This window comes from Sporosarcina sp. NPDC096371 (assembly GCF_044762865.1).
GTDB lineage: Bacteria > Bacillota > Bacilli > Bacillales_A > Planococcaceae > Sporosarcina.
In genome coordinates this window covers 1,203,611-1,220,772 of sequence record NZ_JBIWFE010000001.1, presented here as the reverse complement: position 1 = coordinate 1,220,772, position 17,162 = coordinate 1,203,611, and the positions used below count along the sequence as shown (strand labels likewise).

Genomic DNA, 17,162 nt, shown 5'->3' with positions numbered 1-17,162 from the left:
GGTATTGATATTCGTCGTTACCAATCCGGTAAATTTATTGCGAAAGACAAAATTAATAAACGTGGGAACAAACAACTTAGGAAATTACTATATATCATCATTCAAAATATGATTAGGATAAGACGTTTCGGACAAAATCACTTCGTTGACTATTATGACAAACTGAAAAAGCAACCCTATAACAAATGTCATAAGGTCGCTTCCATCGCATGTGTAAACAAGTTGTTGAAGATAATCTTCTTTCTCGTTACACACAATATGAACTATGAATACAGGTTAGCCGCCAACTCATAGTCGCAACAATATTTTACCATACGTAAACGCCTAGTGAAAAAAATTAAAACTCACCAGGTTTATTTAGTATACGCAAAAACTTAAATCGTTAGATTTTCATTTGCCCCCAACCTACATAAATAATATGAGCAAATAAAGTTAAAGAAAACACTTGACTGGACGTAAGAAAGCACCCGTTAGTTTAAGTACGATACTTCACAATCCTTTTTACACCTCGATAAACTTAATCCCTTAAACGTGTTGTCCATGCAAAAAGACGCTTTCTTATTAAAGAAAAGCGCCCGATTGTGGAAGATCTTTTTCTATTGAATAGTATTGTTGTACTGCGCAGCTGGAAAGTTGTTCTTCTTAAAAATAAGCGCCCTACAGATCAAAAAGAGATAGTGGGTTAATCCTTTACATCTTCCTTGCATATTTCACTAACTAGCTGCCAAAACGCGTTGTTTTCTTTATTTTTCGGTCCAAGCCTATTACAATTTTCATATTGAGGCTTTGAATTCCTTTATTTTTTGCATTAAACCCTAATAATTTTTTTAGAGGTAACTATTTATTATGTCGTTTGTTAACTTCAATCGTAATGAACTCCGGCAAATAGCTGGGAGTACATCCTTTTGCTACTATTTCATCTTTGTAAAGACCCGTTTTCTCACCAAGTTTAATACAACGTGCGCGATTCTTTTCATTATAAACGCCTATCCAGCCTGCGGTGAAATTCATAGCCCATTGAACTTCCGGTTCTTCCTGCGTAATATTAGCTTCTAATGCAGTTAGCAAGTCTGCGGTGTTATCAGGCGGTGTTTGTCCAGTCCATCTCAATCGCCCTTGATAATACCAGAAAGCTCGCCTTTGAAGAGCAGAAGGACTATTTTCCCATGACTCCATCAATGCAATTTTCTTCTTGTCTTTGGTGAGCTGATTAGCCATTAACCAATCCATTAAGTTATTTCGCTCATCAAAAGTGTGAGTCTGCATATCCTTATCAAGCTTATTTAGCACATGTTGTGAAAGAAGTTTTTTGTCCATAATTAAGATTGCTAATAGTCTGGGCAAAAACTCTTCGGTTGACCAAAGTTCCATAGCTAGTTCGTGATCTTTTTTAATGTCCTTCGCGATTTTTCGTAAGTCGCCTAGCTTAGTTTTACTATTGATCTGAGGGAGAATGTTTTCTGCTTTTGAAGAGCGTTTTATTTCTGTACCTTTATTTTCATTCATTTTATACAACTCCTTTATTAAAGCACTGCTTCATAATATGTCCTTGACAGGATATATCAAGAACTTAATTTCGTTATAAGTCTCATTGCAGTGGTGTGCCTCCAAAGTTTACCTTTATTAATATTGTAGCATTTATCGTATTAAAGCTTTCTCCACCTATAATAGAAGCGCAACCATATTCAATATAATAATAACATTTACTTTCTTTTAATTGGATACGAAAAGAGCATTCCTTTTTAAAGAAACGCACCCGTTAGTAGAAGAAAGCTAAATAGATTATGCTACCAACTATTATCAAAAGAATGAGTATTCCTGTACCTTTCCAACCTAGACTCCCAACTAAATCTTGAAGTCCTCCACCGTGAATACTTCCGGCAGGGTTTCTTCTTAATTCTTCTTGTCTCAATCTTTCTCTTATTTTTTCAGGACTTTCTTTATCTTTGTTCGATGAAAACACCACCTCTAAATTTTTTCTTAAAAATCATGTTTGCTATTGAACTAACCTGCTACGTTAGTTGAACAAGAACAGGTCACTCCCGATAATTTGATCATCATTCTGTTGTTCGGCACTTCAACTACGAATACCTCTTTAAATCGACAAACAAAAAAAGCGACCGCTCAATTAAGAGTAGTCGCCTTTTGCATGTGCGAAATACGCGTAAAAGAAGACCGCCAATAGACGATCTCCTGTTGTTCATCTAAACCAGCTAATAGGATCTCAATATATTTCTCTTAAATTCCATTTGGACAGTTTGGGATACAAAGCTTTTCTCCATTCACTCTCAAATTTTGGACAGGGGATACATCTTTGAATTTCGTTATTTTTATTAAAGAACTATTCGAAGAATCACCAGTAAACACTATAATTTAGAAATCAAACAATGCTTGGAAATTAATATAATCAACCACCCGACACTGTTCAGAAGTATTTGGTTAAGGTAAAACGTACAAAAAACATAATTTTGTTTGCATATAGTATCAATATATGATGGAAAGGGTGTGCATTGTGTGGAAAGAACATAAATATTTTAAACCGATCAAGTTTAAATCAAATCCAAGTTGTCGTCGTCGCTGTTGTTGTTGCCCTTGTTGTTGTCGTTGTCGTCTTCGTTGCACTAAGCCTCCATTTTTACCTGTACCGCCAATTTGTAACTATCTCGTATATGTTACAGACGCTGGTACGCTAGATACTCCTGATAATAGGGTATCAGTGATTGATACAGCGACAAATACTATAGTCGCTACCATTCCAGTAGGAACTGGTCCACTAGAAGTAACGATTTCACCAAATGGAACACTTGGTTATGTTCCAGGTTTCTTATCGAATAATGTAACGGTTTTTGAGACTGCAACAAACACTCCAATCTCCACCATACCGGTAGGACCTAATCCACTTGGTGTAGCAATTTCACCAGATGGAACACTTGCTTATGTATCAAATCATGGAACTAACACTGTATCAGTAATAAATACTGCAACAAATACCGTAACAAATACTATTACAGTAGGACTCCAACCTCAAGGCATAGATTTTACTCCGAATGGTGCGTTTGCTTACGTTGCAGATGAAAACTCAAATGCAGTATCAGTAATAAATACAGCAATAAATTTGATGGTTGTGGCAATCCCTGTGGGAATTCGTCCTAGATCAATCGTTATCACACCGAACGGACAATTTGCTTACGTTACAAATGAAGCTAGTAACACAGTATCTGTAATCAATGTAGCAATAAATGTGGAGATTCTTACAATCCCTGTTGGTACAGAACCTGTGGGAACAGCAATTACACCTGATGGAACACTTGTTTACATTGTAAATAAAGGTAGTAATACTGTATCTGTCATAAATACAGCAACAAATACGGTGATTGCTACAATCCCTGTAGGAGCATCTCCTGACCAAGTAACCATCTTGCCGGATGGAACACTTGCTTATGTCACAAATCAAGCTGACAATACTGTGTCTGTCATAAATATAGCAACAAATATGGTAATCGCTACAATCCCAGGATTTAACGGTCCTACCGGTATAAAAACTGGGACAATCTGCAGATAAAAGATAAACTTTTTATATAAACGAGTTGATTTCATAATCTAAAGTACTTGGAGCTCAAGGGTTTTAAACAATAAAAAAAGGCGACCACTCCGCAATGGAATGATTACTATAAGCGCATCATCAAGCCAATCGACCAGTCCAACATCCCGGTTTCAGGATTCTTTCAGAATCAAACTCCACATTTACAACAGAATAAATCTCTGATTTGTATTTTTAATTTATTTATTGATAGTAAGACAAGTAGCAATTGCCCTTCCCTCCATCTTTTGCACGAATATTATATGACAATATGACATATGGAGGTGATAAAAATGGATTATTATAACCACGATTCTAATCGCAGATGTAGTAAATGTAATAGCCATGCTTGCTCTTGTAAAATAGTATGCGAAGTACCAAAAGTGCCAATAGGACCATTTAGGGCTACCGGACCAGCTGGGTCTACTACTACTGAAACCACATGTGGGTTATGCGAATACGGGTATATATACAACTTAACCCCCCAAACGGTAGCCATAGAGGCTGATGTCCTTTTTGATACAAATGGAATAATGACACCAGGAATTACGCATATCCCTGGAACTTCTCAAATTTCAGTAATTAATCCGGGAGTCTACGAAGTTACTTTCTCAGTGTCCGGTACAGAACCCAACCAGTTCGCACTATTCAGAAACGGTTTACCGGTTGCGGGAACAATCTACGGCTCAGGTGCTGGCACTCAGCAAAACAACGGTCAGGCAATTATCACCATAGCAGCTTTCGATGTTCTTACACTTCGAAATCATTCTTCTGCGGCAGCAGTTGGTCTTGCATCTGTGATAGGTGGTACACAAGCAAATGTAAATGCCTCTATTCTCATTAAAATGTTAAATCCGAATTTTACCTAGTCCAATCGAATGCCCTGGAACAAAGAAAGTATAAAAACAACTCGATACAATTATAAAAAGCGACACTCACGATGAGTAGTCGCCTTTTTATTTGTTCTTATTTCTTTAATATGCGATCCATCCGTTCGAGCATTGCCCATACTTCTTGTCGGGTAATCGGCCGCCGCGTCCTGGATCTATGAAAATCTTCACCATATCACTTCAACCCTTTCCGCTTCAATTCCTGTTCCTGCTTCTTCGCCTTATCCGTGATGATTTACGTGTTTTTCCACACTCCGTAGACCAACAGCACAAAAGGCACAATATTGTCAATATGTTTATTCTCCAACTAACCTGCTCGTTAGTTCAATTAGGAATTAATGCGCATAATGGTCCGGATGTTCAACAAGTTAAGCTCAAGCACCCGTTAGTTGAAAATGCACTATTGGAGAAGTTTACGCAACAACATGCGTATGCAATGCTTTCTTAATTAAAGGGGGGGGACTTTTGTGGCTCGTATAAAAATGACAAGGACTAAAATAGATAGTATCTACTGGTACAAGCAAGGAACAAAAAAACAATTCGCCTATCGATACAAATATTAACAACCTACGACCAACACGGCACTCGGCGTGAAAAGACCAAGCAAGGCTTCGAATCGATTGAAAAAGCCGAGCGAGCGTTGATTGAAATTAAAGCCGCTATTTTAGATGGCAATACTAGCTTTGTAGAAAACGATAAACTGACGGTGCAGCAGCTGAATGAAATCTACATTGAAGCGAGTGTAACGAACTGGAAGCCCACTACGAAAAGAGACCATCTGTACATAATGGAAAACTATGTGCTGAATGTGATTGGTCAAAATAAGATTAAAAACATAAACAATCTTGTGATACAAAAGAAATTGATAGACCCCTTGATAACAAAAGGATTCAAGGAAGGAAATCTTATAGCGATTTACAGGCTTTTGAATGCTGTCTTTATGTTCGCTATCAAAAATGAAATACTGGACAGAAATGGCTTTCTGCGCCTAATTTAAAGGGCGCTGCCGAAAGCTTTAAAAGGAACGCTATTGCTGTGGATAAAGTAACAAAAATATTGGAGATTGCGCGGACGAAATACAAAATCACACATTACACTGCATTTAGTTTATTATTTTTAACGAGGATGCGTACTGGAGAATTAAGAGCATGTGGGCATTGATGTGGGAAAGTGATATAGACTTTGAAAATAATATAATTCACATCAGAAGGACGAAGGATCGCTTCGGGCCAAGAACCCCGAAAACGAAAAATAGTTATCGGAAATTCCCGATGAACGAAAACATCAAAAAGCTATTACTCACTTATAGAGAGTGGCACGAGCAAACGATGGAGTCTTTCTAGTTTCGGAATCTCGATGGGTATGTATTCGTCACCTACGCTGGTGTTCCGCTTGGAGAGCGGTACATGAAGCGCATTATTGACTTGATATGCGAAAGAGAGGAAATAACTCATCCCCCACTACCTACGGCACACGTTCGTTACAATACAACTATCCAAAAATACCCCGATTTCCACTGTTACCGAACTGGTAGGAGATACGCCTGAAACAATTTACAAAGTTTACGCGCACTCATTTGAAAAAGATGAAATTCAAGCATCTAACTTGATGGATCAAATTGTCGTTTTAAATACATTCGAAAATTAAAAAATAGTCGATTTGGGGTACAAATTGGGGTACGCGATATTTCTTTCACTTTTCAATAAAAATCTATTTGGTGATTATGTATTCGCGAAACCTCAAAACGTTGGTATATCGATGTTTCCAAAGAAAAAAACACCCGTAATTTTCACGAGTGTTTCAATATTTTTAGGATAACCATTTTGGTGGCGTATTTTTTGACCAATAGATGTCCCCAATCGAATGGTGGGCGACAAACGCATCATCTGCAGTATGGTAATGGAAATTGTAGAAATAGCCGTCTTGTGGACGCTTCTCCGTACGTACATGAAAGCGAATCAAATCTTTGCCATCTGCTAAATCATAGACATTGAAAATCTTCTCGGCATAATCACCCGCCGGTTTTTCGGTGATAGCTAGCCGACGCTTATGCAAGTCTCCGGAACTTTCAAGTGTCACATGGATAGCTTCTTCAATTTTCGGAAAAATGACCTCGTCGAATTCCGTGGCAATCACGGGTCCAATCTTTGTGCCAAATTTCATGTACGATAGTTCTTTTGCGGAAGCAATTAGCGACTCATCGACCAAACTTGGTTGTTCTTCATATTGGTCGTAGAAATAAGGATCCGCTAATTCAAACGGATAATTATCATTTTTCGGTGGCTGTTCGGAATGTTTCGCTGAGTCTTTGTCCTGAAAACTTGTCCATAAATGGTGATTTGGCGAAATAGCGCCTAGCGTTAAGAAGGCAACTGCAACAATAAGTGTTTTCTGAAACCATTTTTTCATAAGAGTTCACCCACAATTATGTATTTTTTTATAACTGTTATTAGTAACTAGACGAAAAGATACTGAAAAGGTTTCTTCTTTACTACTTTCATTGTACAATAAAACTGTAGATAAATGTACGTTTTTTTGAAGGAGGGTACCACTGATGGATGTGACACTACTTATCGGAATCGGAATGCTCGCATTGCTACTGTATTTAAGCACACTAAGTTTCACACATTAATCAGAAAAAACGCCGTCAGCCTCGATGTGAGGAAGTGACGGCGTTTTTCATTTTTCTATATAACCAAAGTGAAATTTCGTGTTTGGTCTAATTTTTCTTGTCATATTAAACTGTTTGAATACCGATGAATCGAACCGATCTTTGACGACTACCCGCCGCTTACAGACGCGTTGTGCCTGCTCCATCCAATGTTGGCTCAGTTCGCTATGAAAGCCAACTTGTCGTAGCGCAGTAAAATTAGACGACTCCACAATCGGAGCATGAAACATTGGATCCATGTAAACAATATCCCAAGAAGAATCAGCTTGTGCGCGCAAAAATTCGATAGCATCTGACTGGATAACCTCAATTCGATTCATCGCTTGTACAAGGAGGTCTGATTCTGACGGGAACGATTTTAATCCCCGTCCAGTAATAAATGCAACAGCCGGATCCACTTCGACGCCCTGTACTTTGCCGCTGTCACCTGTGATGAAAGAAGCAATGATGCTGTCAGAGGCCAATCCCAATGTACAATCAAGAAAGGAATTTCCACTTTTTAAATGTGACACTTCAATCAATGGATCCATCTCACCATTCACTAATCGCTTCAAGCGAAACGCAGCTGAATTGGGGTGAAAGAAAAAAGGCTCGTCCATCCCAATACGGTATAAATCGAAGCGATCTTTCCCCGCCACAATGACATCCGCACCATACTCTTGCTGCAAGCGCATAATGGAGCGTTTTTTTCGTTCGATGATGGGACATCCAAGTACTTCTGCAGCGTCCTGCGCAAGCCGTTCGGAACGTCCATCAGGGCGTCCGCCCGTCGTAATAATGGTGCTCACTTTTGACAGACTTGACCGAGTACTTCTGCTAGATGGTCTTTAATTTGTTCCATCTCAAAGTTCTCAATCTGTTCACGTGGAATAAAGTAGGCTAGCGCCCCATCTTTCCATAGTGCAATAGAAGGTGAACTCGGAGGCACTTCTGGGAAGTAATCGCGCATCATTGCCGTTGCTTCCTTATCCTGTCCCGCAAATACCGTAAATAAGTGGTCTGGTTTGTACTCAGCTTCCTGAAGGGCTTCCCTTACGGCTGGTCGCGCAAGACCCGCGGCACATCCACAAACAGAGTTAATAACGACAAGTGCCGTCCCCTCTAGTGTTTTCATCGTTCCTTCGACATCCTCAGCCGTTGTTAGCTCTATAAAACCGTTGTTCGCAAGCTCTTCTCGCATCGGTTTCACAATGCCCTTCATATACTCATCGTACGCGTTCATGTTACCGCCCCTTTTCATATGTATTCAAAATTGCTTAGCATATCAGGTTCTACGTGTTCTATTCTACCTCATCTTCCGTGTATTTTCATCGTTCTTCACTTTAAATGTTAGTTTCATGTTAGTTTTTGTGATTTATTTTAGCAGTCCTGCTATAGCCTTTTTAGGTTCGTAACTAGATGTGGATGATCTATGGGGTTCGTGCAACTTGTTATTGGAATTTCAATGTTGCCGCCATGTCCTTAACATTTAGACCCTCGTATTGCCTCAAGCATTTACCCTTCTCTGCAATGTGTGGATTAACTCACTGTTCTTCAGCGCACACGGATAAAGTATTTATGCTTTAAGACGCTTTAATCGCTTCATCAACAACACTATTCATCATACCGAAAAATCCCAACACTTACGCAATCACCGGAAATAAGTCACCAATCCGTAATGAACTCCCCAATAACTAAGAAGATTTTGTAGTAAACTTACAATAGATACAGTCAGAAAGGAGGCTATCAAATGGCAACTGTAATATGGGTTTGCATTATTTTCTTGATTTTATTTTTACAAATTATTTTTATCTATATCGTTATCCATAAAAGTTATCGATATAAGCATACAATTGATCCGATTGATGATCATACAAAAGATATGAATAGGGTGAGAACCGAAATAGAATAATGACCGCGACAAAAACAGTTAGTTGCTACACCACAGTTATCATTCCTTCGCACGTTAGTCGACCTGCGTATTAAACAGTTTTCATATTGCGTCCGTGGTACTCTCAATACATACATAATGAAAAGAACTTAGCAATGTTTTAATTAACATAGTTGATCAGCTCTGTACCAAGCTTGTAGGTTGTGCTGTAGCACTCCTTAACGCGCATTGCGAAAGAGGGCAATTCAAGATTCTAACAGATGTTCTGCAATAATAGAGCGAGTCCATGCCTTTGTGTGGGACATTAAACAAAAGAAAAGTCCATTGCTCTTGTAAATTGTGCCGCTACGAGCAGTATCACGGCAGTCCAACATCCAAACTTTCTTGTTCCATCACAAGGACCCCCTCCTGCCTTTCGCTAGCCAAGACAGGAGGATTCCTGTCTTATTTCATTCCCTCAATCCGTATGTCGCCATCCGCTCCATATGTCGTACTAAACTCCATGAAGTCTGCGAATAAGATGAATTCATAGTCCAATCCGAAAAAGTCGTAATATCTAATCGTGTTTTGCAATTAAGCCCTGAAAACGCAGTTCTCCAGATTCGCAATGCGCTCTCGATGCAATTTCAGTCTTGCTGCCATGTCTTTTATTTTACCCCCTCCTCAATTCACTATGTCGAAATATCCCGACCCTATTGCACTCCGCAAACAACACCTCATACTGCTGATCACGGAGTACCTTTATGAACTCCTTGAACCTCTTTGAGATAATAATAGTCCTCAACTTCTTTTTGAGTTACATTAACAACGACTTCAACCACATTACCAACCTCAAATGGCTTTCTAGTTGCTGCACCGTGAGTATCAATCTTCCACAAACTTCTTCGCGCACCTTAACTGTTGAAAAACATACGACTCATAATGCTCGCCACCCTTAGACAATAGGTCCGTAATGCTGTTGGTGAATGACCTGCAATGCTTCGATGGTATGTTTTTAGCTAAATTTGATATTTCATATATAGGATTCATTCAATTCCTCCTATTCTTTATGTTTATTTGATAAAGTCTAATAGAATCGAATATATTGTCGTATTATTATTAGGAGGTATAACTTTGGAAAATTTCTTTGTATATATTTGTATTATATTCGTGGCATCTATTTTACAAACAAGTACTGGTTTTGGATTTTCGATTATGGCCACTCCCTTCTTATTGATGCTATTCAAACCTCAAGAGGCTATTCAAATAAACATTATTCTTTCATTAATTATCTCTGGTGCTTTAATAATGAATATCAAAAAGGACATTGATAAACATTTATTAAAAAAATTAATTTTAGGAAGTATTGTTGGTATTCCATTTGGTGGGTTAGTTTATATATCTATTGATATTAGTACTTTTAAAATAATCATTAGTATCATTTTATTAGCACTAACGTTAATGCTAATTTTCAATATTAGATTTAAATCAACTACAACTAGAGATTACATTATAGGTGGAATCTCTGGTCTTTTAACAATAAGTATCGGTATGCCTGGACCACCATTATTGATCTATTTTGCTGGGACAAATTCTGTAAAAGAAAAAACAAGAGCCACAACATTAGCATTTTATTTGTTTATTTATTTCATTAGTCTTGTTTCTCAATTGTTTTTAACTGGAACAGATTTGAGTATCTGGCGTTCAAGTTTGTATGCCATTCCCGCTGTATTTATCGGGTTGATAATAGGGCAAATTCTATTCAAACATTTTAACCAAAAAACATTCCGAATTTTGACATATATTCTTTTAGGGGGCACTGGGGTTTTCTTATTAATAGAAAGTATCTTATCTCGATGACATAACTAGATAATAGAGTTCTAAATCATTAGCACATCTCAGTTTTTTAATTTAAGACCTTCATACAGTAAAAGCCTGTTAAATTGAGTTATAGTTTGGTCGTACTGCGTCATATTTTCTCTAAATTGCTTATCCATTTCTCTTTTTATAAAATTAAATACTTAATTACTTTTCATGTATCAATCAGAAGCATATAATTTAAGGATTAAAAGATAGGAGAATTGAACATGAAACATAACGCATTGCACCAATGGCAAAAAGATCATAATAAACGTATAACAGATTTCCATAAAAATCATGCGTTAGAGTTAGAACGTGGTGAGAACGGAAACGGGTTATTAGCTAAATGGGAACGATTTGTTTACAACAAAGGAAAAGCTCTTTTTAAAGCTATTAATCAAACTTTTATTAATTAACTGTTCCTTTTTAGAACAGTTCTTTTTTAATTTTTGATGTATGAACTGTTCGCCTTATGTGTCTAAACAGCACCTAATGGACCGTAATGCATATTAACAATTATGCGTAACTAAAAACCTTAGTATTTCCTTTAAAATTCTTTTTCGCTAGAGTTTCAAAACTTATCAGTTCTTTCGAATTTTTCTTCTCGATCAATATCATTTGGGAATTGAATTGTATTGAAACATAAAAGGTGTAATATTTATATATAAACAAATAGAAAGAAGATAAATTAATTGAAGAAACTAATACTTATGTTCGCAGCAGCGATAATTCTAACTTCTATAGGCCATCTACCAGTAGGAGGATATAAGGAGTCTTTGAATTACCGATCTAAGTCTTATCCAAAATCGTTGCATGATCTACGAACTGAACAATAGAACTAACTTCACTTAGTTTCTCTGCGCTTCGCAGAATGGTCGTACTACGCAACAAAAATTTGTCATACACCGAAAAACCGAAACTTTCACACTCTCGCTGACGTATATTCTAACTAGAAAGCGAGGTGAACTAATTAATGGAGAAAAATACAAGTATAATTTTTGTAGTTCTTCTCAGTTTTGTAATCAGTTACATTCTTTCATCAGCATTTGCTCATTACGGTTTAAACACAACAAATCTATCCACTGGTTTTATTGTTGTTTGTTTAACTATCTCTTCAGTTACTTTGTTCGGGAAACTTTTTCCTGAACAAACAGTTAGAGAAAGTTAACATCATAATTATTTTCTAAAGTTTGGGAGTCGTTATTTGCAAAACTACTCCCGATTTTTATTTCATATTCCGGACGTACTGCCCAATAAGAATTCCATGTTCTGTAGGACTAGGTTCATATTACCGATATCACTCATACATTGAGAATGGAGGTGTAAGAAGAATGAATTCTAGTCCCACGCATCCTTCTACAAACTCAGATGTTCTAAATAACATTCTGAAAGCAATAGATGGGGAGTATCATGCAATTTACTGTTATGAAGTTTTAGCAAATCAAGTGCCGAATGAAGTTATAAAAAAACGCATTCTTGAAATCAGAAAAGATGAAATCAGGCACTATGAAACCTTTTGGTACCTGTATATTTCTTTAACAGGGAAACAACCCACTCCTCAAATAACAAAACAATGTCCTACTGAATATAAAAGTGGAATACTTGCTGCATTCATAGATGAACAGGAAACTGTTGACTTCTATCACGATATAGCAAGAAGTACTGATAACCCGGCCATTAGAGATGCTTTTACACGAGCATCAGCTGACGAACAAAATCATGCAGTTTGGTATTTATATTTTATGAATCATCTCTAATTTTTTAGCAGCCGACAATCATGTCGGCTTTTTTGTTACGCCTAATGTGTCTAGTCCACTCCTTCGACATATCAGACTTCCCTCAAAGCGAGTAGAAACATGCACAGTTAAACACTGTTGTTACGATGAAAGTAACGACTTTCCCATTTATAACTACCGTCATTCTATCGACTCCTCAATAAACTCCAAACTTCACGTTGTTTCCTCTTTAAAGCTTTCCCCACGAAGGTAAATAGATAACTTTCTGCCTGTCCTTCTAGCGCCCTAAGACGGCTTATTCGTCAATCCTTCTACTGCCAAACATTACGATAAATTTCCCGCGCATCACCTCAACCACATTGCTCCCCGTAACCATCGTTTTGAAATGCCCGCCCATATCCTTAGGAAGATGATCGACCTTTCTACCTTGCGAGACACAAATCATAAAGAAACATTAAAGTAATAAACTAATAAAAAGTACATAGAATATTAATGTATAGACAATCATACATTTAATAAAAGTTGTTGTTTGTAATAGATATCAAAGTATTACAGAGGGAGAATAACTATGAGCATTGAATTTGTTTTACTGGCACCAACAGCTCTTCAAGTGTTTAAAGCAGGAGAGTCGAATCCAAAAAAAGTAAAGCGAATCGTTTATGGACAAGCTACATCAGACGCTAATGGTATAGCTACACTTTATTTTACAGAAAACGGATTAGCAAACGGCAAACCATTATTGACAACTATTGACTATGCAGTGTCAAGCGTATATTCAACAAATCCTTCGATAAATGCAAGACCGAAAGTTCAAATGCGCGAGAAAAATGTAAGTGCAAAATATGTCTCTGCGAATGTTACAAATATTAGTAGTATAGTAGTGCTAGGAATTACTGTACTAGGTTCAGAAAATCCAGTGAGTGGAATTCTTGTAGATTTTATGATTTTAGGTAGTTTTGATAGTTAAGAGAATGCGCCTAAGAGTGTGAAAGACTTGGATTAATAATGGTTGTTCGAAATTTTTGGGAACAATTTTCTCCCAGCTTTTAATTATTCTCCAGATAGATACTATCTTGCTTGGTTTGCATATTAGTTTAAATAAATTATCTTATTCATTATATTTTTCCTTTCTAATTTCCCTCTGCATAATACGGTCTATGCCGCTTGCTAAATACATGTCTACAAAGTAACAGAGCTACGAATACAGCGATACTTGCAAAACCAATGGCCACCATTTGCAATGAGAACCATTCCCCTATCACGCCTAAGATAAATGTAAACGTAATTTGCAACAAACTTTGGAACATCGATGCAAGACTACCAAAGCGCCCCATGATGGTTGTCGGAACATTTTTCTGATAGAACGTATCATAACCCGAATTACTAAATGCCATAAAAAAACCTAAAAAAAGAAAGGCTGCTGTTGCTGTCCAAAAATCAACTGCACTGTAAAACAACAAATAGCCAACCGCTGTTAAAATCATTCCAACGCCTACATACATTTGCAACGAGAAACGCTTTGCAAGTCCCGCAGAAGCCGCCGCTCCCAATAATGAACCTACACCTGCAATACTGACGATAAGCCCGTACATTTGGTCAGACAGCACTAAATTCTGCTTAATAAATGTGACCTCTTGGGAATCTAATGCAAAAGCAATCATAAGTGCCGACTGAAATAGTAAATAAATCTTTATAAAATAACGGTCCTGCTGAATAAACCCTTTGACAACGTGCCAATCAGAAACAAGCATCTTCACAGTAATTGGCTCTCGTTTCTGTAAGTTTTCATCTTCGACATCAGGCAGTTTGGCGATACAAACCGCACAGAAAAAGAACGTAACTGCGTTTAAAACGATACACCAAGTGGTCCCAACTAAAGCAATGAGTACACCCGCTACTGCTGGTCCGATTAAAAATGATCCCGAGTTCATCATACTCATAATCGAGTTAAATCTTCTACGGTCCGTGTCAGCTACAAACTTTGTAATATAAAAGGTCGAGCTTGGACCAAAAAATGCCCCTGCAATATTTGCTACAAAAAGAATACTATAGACAGTCCATAGCGAATCAAGAAATGGAACGAGTAAAACTAGCGAACCTCTTAAGATGTCCGCTAAGACCATCAAATTCCTTTTGTTCACGCGATCGATGATAGTGCCAGCCCATAAATTTGTTAGCAACCTTGCAATGGGTCCAACAATGTAAATCCCTGCAACCGCAGCAGCTGAACCCGCCATATCAAGTACTAATATATTTAATGCAATTAGATACACCCAATTTCCAAAGTAGGAAACGCCTATACCGCTTAACAGTAGTGAATATTTCTTCCAAATCCTCATGAACATCCCCCGTATTCTCCAATACCCTATATAAGCATACCAAATTTCCGCCTCCAAACTACTTCAAATTGATACAATAGTGTGAATACAAAAGGTGATATAAAAAGTGGAAGTCCGCATGATTAAGTGGATAAATCCTGTACATCAGCTTATAATTAATAGTAGTGAGAGGGGTCGTTTATTATGAAGCAAATTCAATTAAATTCTCCTGAATTTAACCGCGTATTAAAAAACATGCAGCTTGAAAATTTAGGTTTAAGCCATCCCTTACAACAAAAGGCTCTCGAAATCGTCAATTCGGGGATAATTATCACACCAGCTTTGATTAAGGAAGCTTTAGCGAATGGCAAAGTACAATGAATTTGAAAATGACGCTTATCTTTTAAAGACAAATCTGTTAAGTATAACTGATTTTGCTGAGCTTGAGCAGGCTGAGGCGTTTACGTTTTCAATGCGTGCAACTCAAATCGAGCAAGGAGTATACAACATTACTTCTTTTTCGCTCACTGACTTTGTTGAGCTTCACCGCCACCTTTTCCAAGATATCTACGCGTTTTCTGGACAATTCCGAGATGTCCAATTGATGAAAGGTGGCACACGCTTTTGCCAAGTGCAATTCATGGATGAATATGCTTCTAATTTATTTACTCAGCTGAACAATGAGAACAATTGGGATTCTCTTGAGCATGCAGCAAAAAGGCTAGCTTATTTCAAATCTGAACTGAATATGCTGCACCCATTTCGCGAAGGTAACGGTCGCACAATCCGAATATTCCTGCAATCCTTTGCAAAACAGAAAGGGTTCTTATGGGCTTACGACAAAATGGATCGCAATCAGTACATGCAAGCTATGATTCGAGCAGTGACGAGTGAAGATTTACTTGAACAGCTTTTACTCAATACTTTAACTTCAATAGACTAAACACCAACGAACTTCCAAAATGGACAGTTCGTTTTTTCTTATACAATAGTAAAACCGCAGAAAGTTAGGCACTTTCTGCGGTTTGTTTCGGTTGTTCCAATATAATATTTCGTTTTTTCATCTGCATAAAGAACAATACTGTCATACTTAAACTGATCAATCCGAATACGATGACCATCGATTGGAGTCCGATAATGTCGAGAAATGCACCTGCTGACAATAAAACAACTTGGAACATGACCCGTTCTAGCATATTGCGGAATGAGAAAAATCGACCGTGATATTCTTTGGGCATCTGTTTCTGGAATATGACCATCGCTGTTGGGAAAAAGCAGCCTAATGAAAAGCCTAAGACAGCAAAAGCGGCTAATGTAACGGCCGTACTGCTTACAAAAAACAGCATAAACTCAGCGACTGCTACCATAATTGCAAAGAAAAATAGAATCGTTGTTGTTTTCCATTTGGATGAAATATACTTCACGGCAAAGGATCCTAGCATAAATGCAATTCCTTCAAACGTATAGATAAGACCTTTAATGGACGCTGAATCCTGAATGATACTAATATTAATAACGAGTAGATTGAACGACCCCAGAAACAGCAAAGGTATAAGTGTCATCACCAGCGTCATTCCGACGGCCGGATAAGCCTTCAACACCGGAAACACTTCCATGAAGCCGCCTTTACCGCCCACCGTCTTCACTTTAGCTTCTCTGCCCTCACCTTCATCAATCCGTAGCATTAAGGTAAAGATAAGAAGTCCACCGTAGGCAATCATCGATACCCAGTACAGAGACGCCAGTGACCAGTAAACGAGCATAATCCCCGCTAAAGCAGTTCCCGCGACACGCGCAATGGTTGCAACATTCATATGCAAACCATTCATGGTCAGCAAATCATCATCTTTCACAACAAGTGGAATCGCTGCTTGCAATGCAGGAAAATAGAAAGTAGCTGCTAATTGAATACTGATCATAAAGGCGACCATCCACCAAACAGATCCAGTTGAGATGGCTATCAGCATAAAGACAACACTAATCATCCGCCCGAAGCCGGATATAAGCAATACAGTCTTTTTTCTAGACTGGTCAATGACCTTTCCAGCAAGTGGCCCCGCAATAATTCCCGCTAACAGACCTACTGACATAATCAGTGCTTTGATGAAATCTGAAGGGATTTTTTCTTGCATAAATTCAAGATTCCCAATAATTCCAGTCCACAACCCCAAGCCCGCTATCATTTCCCCCGTTAAAATGATCCAAATGTTACGATTTCTCCACATAACTCAATCCCCGTTCTATTATTTCGCTTATCG

Annotated in this window: 20 protein-coding genes; 11 read left to right on the top strand and 9 right to left on the bottom strand. The window is 37.9% G+C overall.

Translation table 11 applies throughout. The features are described from left to right. Window positions 1-294, top strand: a 294-nt coding sequence (locus ACIQ0H_RS05930; protein WP_403412253.1) for a transposase, incomplete at its 5' end; no start/stop codon positions are given. Window positions 295-837: 543 nt separating this feature from the next. Here the strand turns inward: ACIQ0H_RS05930 and ACIQ0H_RS05925 are convergent. Both ACIQ0H_RS05925 and ACIQ0H_RS05920 read right to left on the bottom strand, forming a co-directional pair. Then, the gene (locus ACIQ0H_RS05925) at window positions 838-1,506 is read right to left on the bottom strand and encodes a DNA alkylation repair protein (RefSeq protein WP_403412250.1); all 669 of its coding nucleotides are present in this window, start codon (window positions 1,504-1,506) and stop codon (window positions 838-840) included. Window positions 1,507-1,759: 253 nt separating this feature from the next. Beyond that, window positions 1,760-1,966 carry a DUF6366 family protein gene (locus tag ACIQ0H_RS05920; protein ID WP_403412248.1) on the bottom strand — a complete coding sequence of 69 codons (207 nt, stop codon included), beginning with the start codon at window positions 1,964-1,966 and terminating at the stop codon, window positions 1,760-1,762. Between the two features lie 525 nt (window positions 1,967-2,491). Between ACIQ0H_RS05920 and ACIQ0H_RS05915 the strand changes: the two genes are divergently transcribed. The 3 genes from ACIQ0H_RS05915 to ACIQ0H_RS05905 all read left to right on the top strand — a co-directional run bounded on the left by ACIQ0H_RS05915 (window position 2,492) and on the right by ACIQ0H_RS05905 (window position 5,467). After that, entirely contained in the window at window positions 2,492-3,562 is a 1,071-nt protein-coding gene (locus ACIQ0H_RS05915; protein ID WP_403412245.1) for a beta-propeller fold lactonase family protein, read from the top strand. 551 nt (window positions 3,563-4,113) lie between these two features. Further along, entirely contained in the window at window positions 4,114-4,449 is a 336-nt protein-coding gene (locus ACIQ0H_RS21510; protein WP_483882528.1) for a collagen-like protein, read from the top strand. 532 nt (window positions 4,450-4,981) lie between these two features. Then, the gene (locus tag ACIQ0H_RS05905) at window positions 4,982-5,467 is read left to right on the top strand and encodes an Arm DNA-binding domain-containing protein (RefSeq protein WP_403412416.1); all 486 of its coding nucleotides are present in this window, start codon (window positions 4,982-4,984) and stop codon (window positions 5,465-5,467) included. A gap of 812 nt (window positions 5,468-6,279) precedes the next feature. On the opposite strand, the gene ACIQ0H_RS05900 is transcribed toward ACIQ0H_RS05905, so the two are convergent. From ACIQ0H_RS05900 to ACIQ0H_RS05890, 3 genes are all read right to left on the bottom strand, one after another. Next, window positions 6,280-6,879, bottom strand: coding sequence for a YpjP family protein (locus ACIQ0H_RS05900; RefSeq protein WP_403412239.1), 600 nt, complete (start codon window positions 6,877-6,879; stop codon window positions 6,280-6,282). Window positions 6,880-7,149: 270 nt separating this feature from the next. Next, on the bottom strand, window positions 7,150-7,929 hold the full coding sequence (locus tag ACIQ0H_RS05895; RefSeq protein ID WP_403412237.1) for a class I SAM-dependent methyltransferase: 780 nt from the start codon (window positions 7,927-7,929) through the stop codon (window positions 7,150-7,152). Then, window positions 7,926-8,363, bottom strand: a complete 438-nt coding sequence (locus ACIQ0H_RS05890; RefSeq protein ID WP_403412234.1) for a BrxA/BrxB family bacilliredoxin — start codon at window positions 8,361-8,363, stop codon at window positions 7,926-7,928. The genes ACIQ0H_RS05895 and ACIQ0H_RS05890 overlap by 4 nt, the downstream gene beginning before the upstream one ends. A 507-nt stretch (window positions 8,364-8,870) precedes the next feature. On the opposite strand from ACIQ0H_RS05890, the gene ACIQ0H_RS05885 reads away from it, so the two are divergent. Continuing rightward, the gene (locus tag ACIQ0H_RS05885) at window positions 8,871-9,032 is read left to right on the top strand and encodes a YtzI protein (RefSeq protein WP_403412232.1); all 162 of its coding nucleotides are present in this window, start codon (window positions 8,871-8,873) and stop codon (window positions 9,030-9,032) included. A gap of 707 nt (window positions 9,033-9,739) precedes the next feature. Here the strand turns inward: ACIQ0H_RS05885 and ACIQ0H_RS05880 are convergent. Together ACIQ0H_RS05880 and ACIQ0H_RS05875 are read right to left on the bottom strand one after the other, a co-directional pair. Continuing rightward, window positions 9,740-9,889, bottom strand: coding sequence for a hypothetical protein (locus ACIQ0H_RS05880; RefSeq protein ID WP_403412229.1), 150 nt, complete (start codon window positions 9,887-9,889; stop codon window positions 9,740-9,742). Continuing rightward, a complete protein-coding gene (locus tag ACIQ0H_RS05875) occupies window positions 9,876-10,040 on the bottom strand; it encodes a DUF6877 family protein (RefSeq protein ID WP_403412227.1) in 165 nt (54 codons plus the stop codon). The genes ACIQ0H_RS05880 and ACIQ0H_RS05875 overlap by 14 nt, the downstream gene beginning before the upstream one ends. A gap of 84 nt (window positions 10,041-10,124) precedes the next feature. Between ACIQ0H_RS05875 and ACIQ0H_RS05870 the strand changes: the two genes are divergently transcribed. From ACIQ0H_RS05870 to ACIQ0H_RS05855, 4 genes are all read left to right on the top strand, one after another. Then, window positions 10,125-10,850, top strand: coding sequence for a sulfite exporter TauE/SafE family protein (locus ACIQ0H_RS05870; protein ID WP_403412224.1), 726 nt, complete (start codon window positions 10,125-10,127; stop codon window positions 10,848-10,850). Window positions 10,851-11,077: 227 nt separating this feature from the next. Continuing rightward, window positions 11,078-11,266, top strand: a complete 189-nt coding sequence (locus ACIQ0H_RS05865; protein WP_403412221.1) for a hypothetical protein — start codon at window positions 11,078-11,080, stop codon at window positions 11,264-11,266. A gap of 915 nt (window positions 11,267-12,181) precedes the next feature. After that, the gene (locus tag ACIQ0H_RS05860; RefSeq protein ID WP_403412218.1) at window positions 12,182-12,607 is read left to right on the top strand and encodes a ferritin-like domain-containing protein; all 426 of its coding nucleotides are present in this window, start codon (window positions 12,182-12,184) and stop codon (window positions 12,605-12,607) included. Between the two features lie 547 nt (window positions 12,608-13,154). Then, the gene (locus ACIQ0H_RS05855) at window positions 13,155-13,553 is read left to right on the top strand and encodes a hypothetical protein (RefSeq protein WP_403412216.1); all 399 of its coding nucleotides are present in this window, start codon (window positions 13,155-13,157) and stop codon (window positions 13,551-13,553) included. Between the two features lie 163 nt (window positions 13,554-13,716). Here the strand turns inward: ACIQ0H_RS05855 and ACIQ0H_RS05850 are convergent, their stop codons facing one another. Next, on the bottom strand, window positions 13,717-14,925 hold the full coding sequence (locus ACIQ0H_RS05850; protein ID WP_403412213.1) for an MFS transporter: 1,209 nt from the start codon (window positions 14,923-14,925) through the stop codon (window positions 13,717-13,719). A 183-nt stretch (window positions 14,926-15,108) separates the two neighbouring features. Between ACIQ0H_RS05850 and ACIQ0H_RS05845 the strand changes: the two genes are divergently transcribed. Both ACIQ0H_RS05845 and ACIQ0H_RS05840 read left to right on the top strand, forming a co-directional pair. After that, window positions 15,109-15,285 (top strand): hypothetical protein, encoded by a 177-nt coding sequence (locus ACIQ0H_RS05845; RefSeq protein ID WP_403412210.1) that lies wholly within the window; start codon window positions 15,109-15,111, stop codon window positions 15,283-15,285. Further along, window positions 15,269-15,847, top strand: coding sequence for a Fic/DOC family protein (locus ACIQ0H_RS05840; protein ID WP_403412207.1), 579 nt, complete (start codon window positions 15,269-15,271; stop codon window positions 15,845-15,847). Before ACIQ0H_RS05845 ends, ACIQ0H_RS05840 begins: the two co-directional genes overlap by 17 nt. A gap of 64 nt (window positions 15,848-15,911) precedes the next feature. On the opposite strand, the gene ACIQ0H_RS05835 is transcribed toward ACIQ0H_RS05840, so the two are convergent. Then, complete coding sequence (locus tag ACIQ0H_RS05835) at window positions 15,912-17,129, bottom strand: MFS transporter (RefSeq protein ID WP_403412204.1); 1,218 nt, start codon at window positions 17,127-17,129, stop codon at window positions 15,912-15,914. Between the last annotated feature and the right edge of the window lie 33 nt (window positions 17,130-17,162).

Excerpts from the sequence above, each read along its gene's own strand:
- ACIQ0H_RS05925 (WP_403412250.1), bottom strand. The coding sequence starts at position 1,506 with ATGAATGAAAATAAAGGTACAGAAATAAAACGCTCTTCAAAAGCAGAA.
- ACIQ0H_RS05915 (WP_403412245.1), top strand. The coding sequence starts at position 2,492 with ATGATGGAAAGGGTGTGCATTGTGTGGAAAGAACATAAATATTTTAAA.
- ACIQ0H_RS21510 (WP_483882528.1), top strand. The coding sequence starts at position 4,114 with ATGACACCAGGAATTACGCATATCCCTGGAACTTCTCAAATTTCAGTA.
- ACIQ0H_RS05900 (WP_403412239.1), bottom strand. The coding sequence starts at position 6,879 with ATGAAAAAATGGTTTCAGAAAACACTTATTGTTGCAGTTGCCTTCTTA.
- ACIQ0H_RS05890 (WP_403412234.1), bottom strand. The coding sequence starts at position 8,363 with ATGAACGCGTACGATGAGTATATGAAGGGCATTGTGAAACCGATGCGA.
- ACIQ0H_RS05885 (WP_403412232.1), top strand. The coding sequence starts at position 8,871 with ATGGCAACTGTAATATGGGTTTGCATTATTTTCTTGATTTTATTTTTA.
- ACIQ0H_RS05875 (WP_403412227.1), bottom strand. The coding sequence starts at position 10,040 with ATGAATCCTATATATGAAATATCAAATTTAGCTAAAAACATACCATCG.
- ACIQ0H_RS05865 (WP_403412221.1), top strand. The coding sequence starts at position 11,078 with ATGAAACATAACGCATTGCACCAATGGCAAAAAGATCATAATAAACGT.
- ACIQ0H_RS05860 (WP_403412218.1), top strand. The coding sequence starts at position 12,182 with ATGAATTCTAGTCCCACGCATCCTTCTACAAACTCAGATGTTCTAAAT.
- ACIQ0H_RS05855 (WP_403412216.1), top strand. The coding sequence starts at position 13,155 with ATGAGCATTGAATTTGTTTTACTGGCACCAACAGCTCTTCAAGTGTTT.
- ACIQ0H_RS05850 (WP_403412213.1), bottom strand. The coding sequence starts at position 14,925 with ATGAGGATTTGGAAGAAATATTCACTACTGTTAAGCGGTATAGGCGTT.
- ACIQ0H_RS05845 (WP_403412210.1), top strand. The coding sequence starts at position 15,109 with ATGAAGCAAATTCAATTAAATTCTCCTGAATTTAACCGCGTATTAAAA.
- ACIQ0H_RS05840 (WP_403412207.1), top strand. The coding sequence starts at position 15,269 with ATGGCAAAGTACAATGAATTTGAAAATGACGCTTATCTTTTAAAGACA.
- ACIQ0H_RS05835 (WP_403412204.1), bottom strand. The coding sequence starts at position 17,129 with ATGTGGAGAAATCGTAACATTTGGATCATTTTAACGGGGGAAATGATA.